Here is an 8,530-nt window from a genome sequence, read left to right on the forward strand (position 1 = left end):
CCTGGAGCGAGGGCCATGCATGCCGTCAGCGTCAGCGGCCTGAAGAACAACCCAGCCGAGGCCCTGCGCCAGTCGAAGCAGGGCGTGGTCGTTGTGCTCAACCGGGATCATCCCGATGCGGTGTTGATGGGGCTGGATCAGGATGGCCTCCTGCAGGCACCTGGTGTGCGGCCCGCGCTGGCAACCGCCCTCTTCCGCGATGGTGAGCTGTCCCTGGCCCGCGCCGCCCGTGTCGCGCAGATGGACACCTCGGCCTTCATCTCCCACCTCTCACGGCTGGGGATCCCGGTGATCCGTCTGACGGAAGCAGAAACCAACGCCGACCTTGACACCCTGGAGCAATGGCTGCAGTCGTCATCAGCGACGCCAGCCCCTTAATCGGCCTGGCCCGTGTGAACGGGATCGGCTGGCTGAGGGAGCTGTTCGGGGAGGTCCTCATCCCGGAGGTCGTGGCCGATGAGGTGCTCACCGGAGGCTTTACCGAAGAAGAAGAACGCATCACAGCAGCGCTGGAGGCGGGCTGGTTGCGCATCCTCAGCACCATCCCAGCCGGCCCTGAACTGCCGGATCTCGATGAAGGAGAAGCTGCCAGCATTCGCCTGGCCCTTGCAGAAGCGGGACCGGCGCTGCTGCTGATCGAAGAGCGATCAGGCCGAGCCATCGCTCAGGAACTTGGCCTCTCGATTTCCGGCACAGCAGCGGTCATTGGGATGGCCCGCCAGAGCAACTTGATCCCGTCGGCACGTGCGGTGTTTGCCCAGCTGCATGGCGGTGATTTCCGGATCGCTCCAGCGGTGATCCATGCCGTGCTGCGTCGGTGCGAGGAGACCAGCAATGGAGCTGCGGGGGAGGCTTGACGTTGCTGGGGCCTTGAGGGTGCAGGCCTGCACGGTGGTATTGGCTGGCAATCGCCGACGGCCAATACCGGCCCTTTATTGGTTGATTAGCCAATAAAGGGCCATTCAGCTGAGGGCCAGCCGCGTCACCCCTGTCAGCAGGTACTGGAGCGGATCCCCTCCCCGGCGTGGCAGCACGTCCGCGGCACCGGAACTCACCAGTTGCTGCAACGTCTGGGACACCGAGGGCTGCTTGATCCCCCAGAGCATCACCAGGTCGGCCTGGGTCAACACCGCCTGCATGTCCCGTTGGCCCCAGGCCTCCAGCCGTTGCCAGAGAGTGGTGCCGAGATGGTCCTGCAGCTCCAGCTTGTAGCGCCGGCTCAGCACAAGGGTGAGGTCGGCCAGGCCAATCGGCGTGGGCCCCTCTCCGTCGCCTGTCAGGCCCAACAGGGCAGTGATGCCGTCCTCGAGGGCCTTGAGCAGGCCGCGGAGATCGCCTCGGAACAGCTCATGCAGCGCATCGATCACTGCACCCTGCACGGGCGCATGCACCCGCAGGCTCGGCTCCAGTCGCAGTGATCGGTAGCGCGCCTCCAGCAACTGGTGAACCTCGTTCGGCTCCAGGGGTTCGAGCACCACCGGATCGCTGAACACCGAGCGCACCTGGGTGTGGCTCTGCACCACGATCAAGTGCAGGCCATCGAGCAGCAGGGCCTGGTCGCGGATGCTGCGTAGCAGATCGGCAGCACGGGCGGCATCGGCCTCACTGAGGTTCTCGAGATTGTTGAGGTGCAACACCACACCTGATGCGCCCTGCTCCAGTGCAAAGGCCAGTAGATCGCGCAGCACCCTGGGTCCATCCAGCAGTAGGGCGCCTGGGGGCGAGGAGATCGCCTGGGTGCTGCTGCCACCCGCCCCAAAGCCGGCGGCCGAAACCGTGAAGCCACAACCGCGCAGACGGAGGCTGCGCACCAGCTGCTGCGCAGCATCCACGGCGGGCCCGCTCGCATGGGGATAAGAGGCGAGCACGGCATCAAAAGCGCCGGCGACACCCCTAGCCGATCTGCCAGCTCGGCTGGCGGGTAGCCCTGACGCAGGGCGGCACCTTGATCGCATAACCGTGGTCCCGCAGGAAGTGGATGATCTCCCCTGACGGTGGCTGGCGCATCATGGGCTTCGTCAAATAGCACCAGTTCTTGGGATGAGCACGGTCCCGCCCGACGACTCCCGGCTCGACGCCTTGCGCCAGGAGTTTGAGCACGAGGCCAGCTTCAGCCAGGTATTCGTGGTGCTCACGGTGGGGGCCACCCTGATCGCCACCCTGGGCCTGCTGGCCAACAGCACCGGTGTGGTGATCGGCGCCATGGTGGTGGCCCCCTGGATCCTGCCGCTGCAGGCGATGGCGTTCGAGATCCTGCGGGGGCGGCTGCCGATGTTCCTGCGAGCCCTGCGCACCCTGATGCTGGGGGTGGTGATCTGCGTGCTGCTGGCGATGGCGGTGGGCCACCTGGTGGCCTTACCGAGCTTCGGCAGCGAGGTGATGGCCCGCACCAGCCCCAACCTGCTGGATCTGGGAGTGGCTCTGGTGGCCGGGGCGGTGGCGATGTACGCCAAGCTGCGCCGCGACGCGATCTCGGCCCTGGCCGGCCTGGCGATCGCCGTGGCCCTGGTGCCGCCGATGTGCGTGGTTGGGCTGCTGCTCGCCTCGGCCCACTGGCAGCAGGCCTACGGGGCATCGCTGCTGTTCGCCACCAACCTGCTGGGGATCATGGTGGGGGCAATGGCGACCCTGGGGATCCTGGAAGGGGGGACCTACCGCCACCGGCTCCTGCATAGCCGGCTGGGCCTCACCAGTGTGGCGCTCACCGCCTTGCTGGTGATACCGCTGGGCGGCAGCTTCTTCCGGCTCCTGGACCGCTCCCGCAGGGAGGTGGCTGCGCAGCGGCTGGAGACCCTGATCGAGCAACAGCTGCGGGCGAACACGATCACGCTCGGCTCCGATCCCGCCATCGATCTGATCGACACCAGCATCGACTGGGAGCAGAATCCGCCGGTGATCCGCGCTCGGGTGCGCGTCACCGACCCAGAGCTGCCCACGCCGAAGCAGGTGGCGGCTGTGCAGGCGTTCATCAATCGCAGCCAGGCGCCGCGGCGCTTCCGGCTGGTGGTGCAACGCACCGCGGTGGATCTGATCGGCCCGGACACCGCGCCCAATCCACGCGAGCTGGAGGTGCTGCCAGCCCCAGCCCTGCCCTTGCCCGGGAAGGAGGGGGCAAAGGTCGAATAGGGGCCGCCTGCTGAAAGTGCTTCCGAATCGCAAATTGCATTTCAGTGCAGCGACTCCTGTAGTTCTGGCAGTGTCCCAAGTTTGCGAATCGATACCTATACATCTAAGCCCAAATAGTCCTGAACATCTCCAAGCCAGGAGCCTGACAAGGGAATGACCTGCCCGGGATGGCGGGCGATCGCCACCCGGACCAGATCAAATCCTGTTGTAATCCGGTTGGTAGGGTCGTAGGCACGCCAGCCGGCTCCCGGTAAGTAAACCTGTAACCAGGCATGGGTGGCCCCAGAACCCGTCATGCCAACTTCGCCACCATCGAGGGCTGCATCGTAGAGGTAACCACTGACAAAGCGACAGGCAAAGCCTAGCCGCCGCAACGCTTCAATCATCAGCCAGGCATAGTCCCGGCATGTGCCTGCTCGGAAGCGCAGAGTTTCGCCAGGAGGCTGAGTTCCCTCTGCCTCACGGGACTGATAGGTAAAGGTATTCCAAATGGAATCCATTATCCTATCGAGCAGATCCAGGGTATCGACTTGTTCGCCCGCCACGAAATGTTTGGCCCAGGCGGCAACGCTGCCATCAGGATCTTCAGCATGAGGACGCATGAACATCATCAGATCGATCCACTCGTCAGGAGTGTATTGCACGGAAACTGTCTTGGCGCGGGCATCGAGGGGAAATGCGGCGATCTCGGGAATGCCAAAATGTTCAGCCTTCAACCGATAGGCGATTCTCAATTTTTTGGCGGATCCGCTCAATTCAAGTAGCGCAACATTGTTGGAAAGTGTATCCATCTTCCATCGGACTTTAACTGCTACATTGGCTTCTACCGAGTAACTCAAAATCCGCTCACGACCGGCACTGGGCAAGAAGATGGCACGGTGTTCCCCAAAGGCCACTGGCTGGCGGTAGTAATAAGTGGTGGTATGCTCAAGGTCGTAGATGACGGTCATGGCTTTGCTGTCTTATCATTGCAAGCATGTGTCAAGTTCCTACGATGGCCAAGGGAGTGTTGCTCAGAATCCTGCCACAAGCGTTGCTTATTTTAACTAGGTACTTTTCCGAGTGGCTCCACAGAAATCCCATATCACGCCGGCTTGAATTCATCTATCAAAGAGAATTGAAGCGCGGAGATTGCGCCCAAGGATATCACGTTTGTTAAGCCAGGGTTGACACTAGTTACCTGTAACTGGCTTCTGGCGACTCTTCGTACGCAGGGAGCTTGAGAGTTGATTGGCTGCCCGTGCAGCCACCATTCCAGCAAGAGCACCGACCACTACTGTGGCGAGGGATGTTAGCTGTGCTCCTTGGGGGCCGCCAACCCCCAAGACCATCGCGACGGCAGTAAGTGGTAGGCGATAGCCGCCAGCAATACCCGCTGCGGCTCCAGCGGCACCCGCCAGATCCCCCGCAACCCCAAAAGCAGTTGCAAAAACCCGGCCACTCAGATCACCGATCGCCAGAAACGGCACAAACACGCCACCACAAGCACCGGCTAAGACAGCAGCGGTGGTGGAGGCAGCCCGGAGCAGAGCTACCGCCAGCAGGTGGTAAGGAGTTGTTTCAATGTTTTCAGCCCAGACAATTGCGGCTCCCCCTGGGCCAAAAGCCGCTTCTGGAGTTGCAACCTGTCCTATCACGATTGCCAGGAATAGCATCGCCAGGCCACCGATGAGCAGACGAATGATTGGCCTGTTCCGCAAGCCTCTGGCCCAGTAGATAGCCTCACCTGTAAGAGCTGTAATCGTGCCCGCAATCGCTCCGATGAACAGTGCGGCAGCCACCCCCTCCCCGAAATCATCGGGGGAAACCCTGGGCACAATGAGCCGAATCAGCTGGAGCTTCAAGGCAACGTTGATTCCCCATCCAACCACGCCCCCAGCCAACATCGCAGCCACTCGCTCCGGAGTGAGCGAAACCTGGCGTCGCTGACTCAACTCAAACATGAAGAAGCTGCCCACCAGAGGGATTCCCATCAAGGCAGAAACGGATGCAGCCCCACCACCGATCGCCAGAGGCCGTACCAATTTGTGCAGCGATGGAATTGACCTACCCAACCAGGTTCCCGTTGCAACACCAATATGAGCTGCCGGGGATTCTGTTCCCATAGGCGCACCCAACCCAACCGTGGACAGGATGGCGAGGGCACGTAGGGGTGTCAGATTCCAGGGAAAGCTTTCTTCTGCTCCGGATGAGTTCACCACATCACCGGTCAGATCAGCTCGGGCAATGTCGCGGGGGAAAGAGTACCAGGCCATTAAAGATCCCCAGCGGCCAGAGGAAGTAGCCTCACGGGGAGCCAAAGTCTGCACGGATTGGCCCTTACCCAGCCCAAAAAGGACTAGCACGGCTAACGTAACTCCGACCAGCGGCAGCAGCAGTAGCCAGGCAGTAAGTCCAGAGGTGATATCGAGAGTTTGCTTAATCGCCTCAGTCAGCAGTACAGCGGCCAGAGAGCCGATCAAGCCTCCGAGCATCCCTCCGGCAGTCCACAGACTCACGTTGACGATCAGAGGCCGCAGCTTCTCTCTTAACATTTGGTTGCAATGCCTTGGTCCTCTACTGGATCATTATGCAACCTATCACTGCGAACGTCCTTATCATCAATCCTGCCTTGCCATGAGGCTCGGACTTTGAACATGAGATAAGTGCCAAGATCTGGATCAATTCGGGGTCACTTATGGCTACCCAGAAAGATTGTCCCTCAGGTGCCGCCTGCTCAGGGCAGCTCAGTTGTCGCATAAGCTCTCATTCTGGGAACTCCCATTTCAGTTGAATCTGACAAGGCCCCGCGTAAGCCAGGCCTGATGAGGGCCCTGACCGGCCTTGGCTTGATCACCGTCTGCATCATCTCCAGCAGCTCCGCTCCCACCTGCACCAGGGCCGCGAACTGGTGATCCCCTCCGATGCTGCGGGCCATGCTGATGGCCAGCGGTAAGGCGCAGGCACAGGCCGAGGCTCAGGATCGTGTGAACATCATGGTGCTGATCAAGGCCTCTGCAGCAGACGGAATGGCCCCCTTGCCCAGAAAGAGCCAGTCGCTGCCGGAGCTGCTGAGCGAAGCTGGCGCGCCAAGCCAGGAGTACTGCCGAACCGGAAAGAGTTGGCGTACTAGTTCAATAACGTTACCATTCTGCTACGATCTTGAACCAGTGATGACCCTGCTAGCCGGTTCCCGTCATCTGGTACCAGTGTGCGCAGTCTCCCTGTTGCTGACCACCCTGGGCACGGCAGAGGCCAGCCCGACTCATCATCCCGCCAGAGCAGGGTTCGACTTTGGCCCCGTGACCCTCGCCGAAGGGCCAGAGCTCTGGAGTGGCGCCAATCCCGGCAGTCAGCAAGTGCAGGAGGCATCCCCAGCCGATCAGGATTCTCAGCCGGTTCTTGAGCAGAAAGCTCGTGAAGACGACACCGAAGCCCTCGCTAAGGAAGCCCAGAACCCCGTTGCGAATCTGATCAGCCTGCCGATCCAGTGGAACGCGACGCCAGGTACGCAGTGGGCACCCAGGGAGCTGGATCCTTCCGCTAGAGCCAACCGCACCCTGAATGTCTGGAATGTGCAACCTGTCGTTCCATTTCGACTGAACAACGACTTTTTTCTGATCACCCGCACCATCGTGCCCGTGATTCAGCGGCCATTGGCTGGCAGCACGGACATCATCGGCATCGGCGATATCAATCCGACCGTGTTTCTGGTGCCACGCACCAGTAGCCGTTTTCAGTTCGGGATCGGCCCCACCGTGGTGATTCCTTCGGCCACAGATGTGCAACTGAGCAGTCAACGCTGGAGTGCCGGCCCTGCTGCGGTTGCCGTTTATACACGCGGGCCGCTGGTGGCCGGCATGCTGGCCAACAACATCTGGTCGTTTGCTGGAGAAGGGGGGCGAGAGGTTGATTCCATGCTGATTCAGCCGTTCATAAGTTACAACCTTGCCAATGGCTGGTATATCACCAGCTCCCCGGTCATCACGGCAGACTGGACTGCCAGGGATGGCAGGGGCTGGACCGTGCCGATCGGGGGTGGAATCGGTCGGATTTTCAAGCTCGGCAGCCAACCCTTCAACGCCTCGTTGCAGGGCTTCTGGAACGTGGCCCGTCCAGAGGTGCTGGGCGACACCCTCCTGGGCCCCGTCACCATCCGTCTGCAGATTCAGGCGCTGTTCCCCACCGGCGGGTAGGCTGCGCATCAGCCACCCGCAGAACTTGCAGGCTCCGGTTGCTCAAAGAGTTCATGATTTTCTGCCGACGCCTCCATAGCTGTCTTGGTTCCTGGTATAATTGGGAAATCTGGAGTGAACTGGACAAGCACGTCCTGGAGCTTCTGAACAATCGTGGCATCGCCATCAAGCTTGACTTTCCCCTCTCCGGAATGAGTGGCAAACGTTGACAGGCCAGCCATGATCAATTCGAGATCGCTGCGGTTGATTTCGATGGATAAGTCGGCCTTGGGGCTCTGAAACTCTTTGCTGTTGGTCAGCGTTGAGTTGCTCATCTCAACGATGAACTGTTCGCCATTGTCAGGCGTGACAAGATTGATGACAAACGACATGCCAGCGGCCTTCCGGCTGTCGAGACGGATGCCAAGAAAGTCCAGCAGGAGCTCAGTGGGCATGGCGCGGACCGTGTCAGGGTTAACAGGCTGAGTGGTGACGCCACTGGGGAAGCCGTTTCGTAGCTCGAAGGCTGCTGCCAGGAAACTGTTGCGGACGCTTGAGCTTTCCTTCTGGTAGCCGACCTGTTCGAAAGCATCGGCAAGAAGATCTTTGGCGGTCTGATTCTCAGGCTCCACATAGACCAGTTTGTTCAGAATTTCTATCGCACCCAGATACTGTCCCTGCGCGAGGAGTTCCCGCCCCTTGGCGATGATCTTTTCGGCTCCCCCCATCATCTCCACATACAGAGGGGCTGATTCGCTGGGTGAGAGTGGTATCAACGTGGCGGGATTCGCATCCCAGTAGCCGAGGTAGCGATTGATAACGGCGCGGCTGTTGTGTTCTTCCGAGCCGTGGTAGCTACGAGCTGGCCATTGGCGTTTGAGGCTCTCTGGCTGTTGATAGACATTATCAATCTCATTGATGGTAATCCCTTTATTGGCGTGGTACAGCACCTCGTTGTGAAGGTGTGCGTAGGTATCGCGCTGGGTGCGCAACACCTCCTGAATCCGTTCATTGCCCCAACGGGGCCAGCTGTGAGAGGCGAACATGACTTCGGCGTCTTTGCCGAAGAGGTAGAGGGCCTCACTGATCTTCTTTGACCACTCCAACGCATCTCTGACGAGGGCGGTAACTTTCAGGAAAGGTGTCACTCCTTGGCTGCCATTCAGGCGGCCTGGATTGATGGTAGCGCCAGGGTCGGTTCTGGCTCTTCTGGTGGCTTGTTGATCCACACTTCTTCGGGTTGACGCCAG

At 60.5% G+C, this 8,530-nt stretch carries 8 protein-coding genes; 4 read left to right on the forward strand and 4 right to left on the reverse strand.

Going from position 1 to position 8,530, the window contains the following annotated elements; all coding sequences use genetic code 11:
• Window positions 1-15 precede the first annotated feature (15 nt).
• Window positions 16-378 (forward strand): UPF0175 family protein, encoded by a 363-nt coding sequence (locus KBY93_RS13155; protein ID WP_255094887.1) that lies wholly within the window; start codon window positions 16-18, stop codon window positions 376-378.
• Complete coding sequence (locus KBY93_RS13160) at window positions 342-857, forward strand: DUF3368 domain-containing protein (protein ID WP_255094888.1); 516 nt, start codon at window positions 342-344, stop codon at window positions 855-857. Before KBY93_RS13155 ends, KBY93_RS13160 begins: the two co-directional genes overlap by 37 nt.
• A gap of 105 nt (window positions 858-962) precedes the next feature.
• Here the strand turns inward: KBY93_RS13160 and KBY93_RS13165 are convergent, their stop codons facing one another.
• Entirely contained in the window at window positions 963-1,868 is a 906-nt protein-coding gene (locus KBY93_RS13165; RefSeq protein ID WP_255094889.1) for a hypothetical protein, read from the reverse strand.
• A 172-nt stretch (window positions 1,869-2,040) separates the two neighbouring features.
• On the opposite strand from KBY93_RS13165, the gene KBY93_RS13170 reads away from it, so the two are divergent.
• Complete coding sequence (locus tag KBY93_RS13170) at window positions 2,041-3,126, forward strand: DUF389 domain-containing protein (RefSeq protein ID WP_255094890.1); 1,086 nt, start codon at window positions 2,041-2,043, stop codon at window positions 3,124-3,126.
• 95 nt (window positions 3,127-3,221) lie between these two features.
• Here KBY93_RS13170 and KBY93_RS13175 read toward each other — a convergent pair whose 3' ends face one another.
• Window positions 3,222-4,076, reverse strand: a complete 855-nt coding sequence (locus KBY93_RS13175; RefSeq protein WP_255094891.1) for a transglutaminase family protein — start codon at window positions 4,074-4,076, stop codon at window positions 3,222-3,224.
• 222 nt (window positions 4,077-4,298) lie between these two features.
• Window positions 4,299-5,588, reverse strand: coding sequence for a chloride channel protein (locus KBY93_RS13180; protein ID WP_255094892.1), 1,290 nt, complete (start codon window positions 5,586-5,588; stop codon window positions 4,299-4,301).
• An 819-nt stretch (window positions 5,589-6,407) separates the two neighbouring features.
• Here KBY93_RS13180 and KBY93_RS13185 point away from each other — a divergent pair.
• On the forward strand, window positions 6,408-7,301 hold the full coding sequence (locus KBY93_RS13185; RefSeq protein ID WP_255094893.1) for a neuromedin U: 894 nt from the start codon (window positions 6,408-6,410) through the stop codon (window positions 7,299-7,301).
• 8 nt (window positions 7,302-7,309) lie between these two features.
• Here the strand turns inward: KBY93_RS13185 and KBY93_RS13190 are convergent.
• On the reverse strand, window positions 7,310-8,530 hold a 1,221-nt coding region (locus KBY93_RS13190), incomplete at its 5' end, for an alkyl sulfatase dimerization domain-containing protein (RefSeq protein WP_315856415.1).

The organism is Synechococcus sp. J7-Johnson, from assembly GCF_024345795.1.
Taxonomy (GTDB): domain Bacteria; phylum Cyanobacteriota; class Cyanobacteriia; order PCC-6307; family Cyanobiaceae; genus Regnicoccus_A.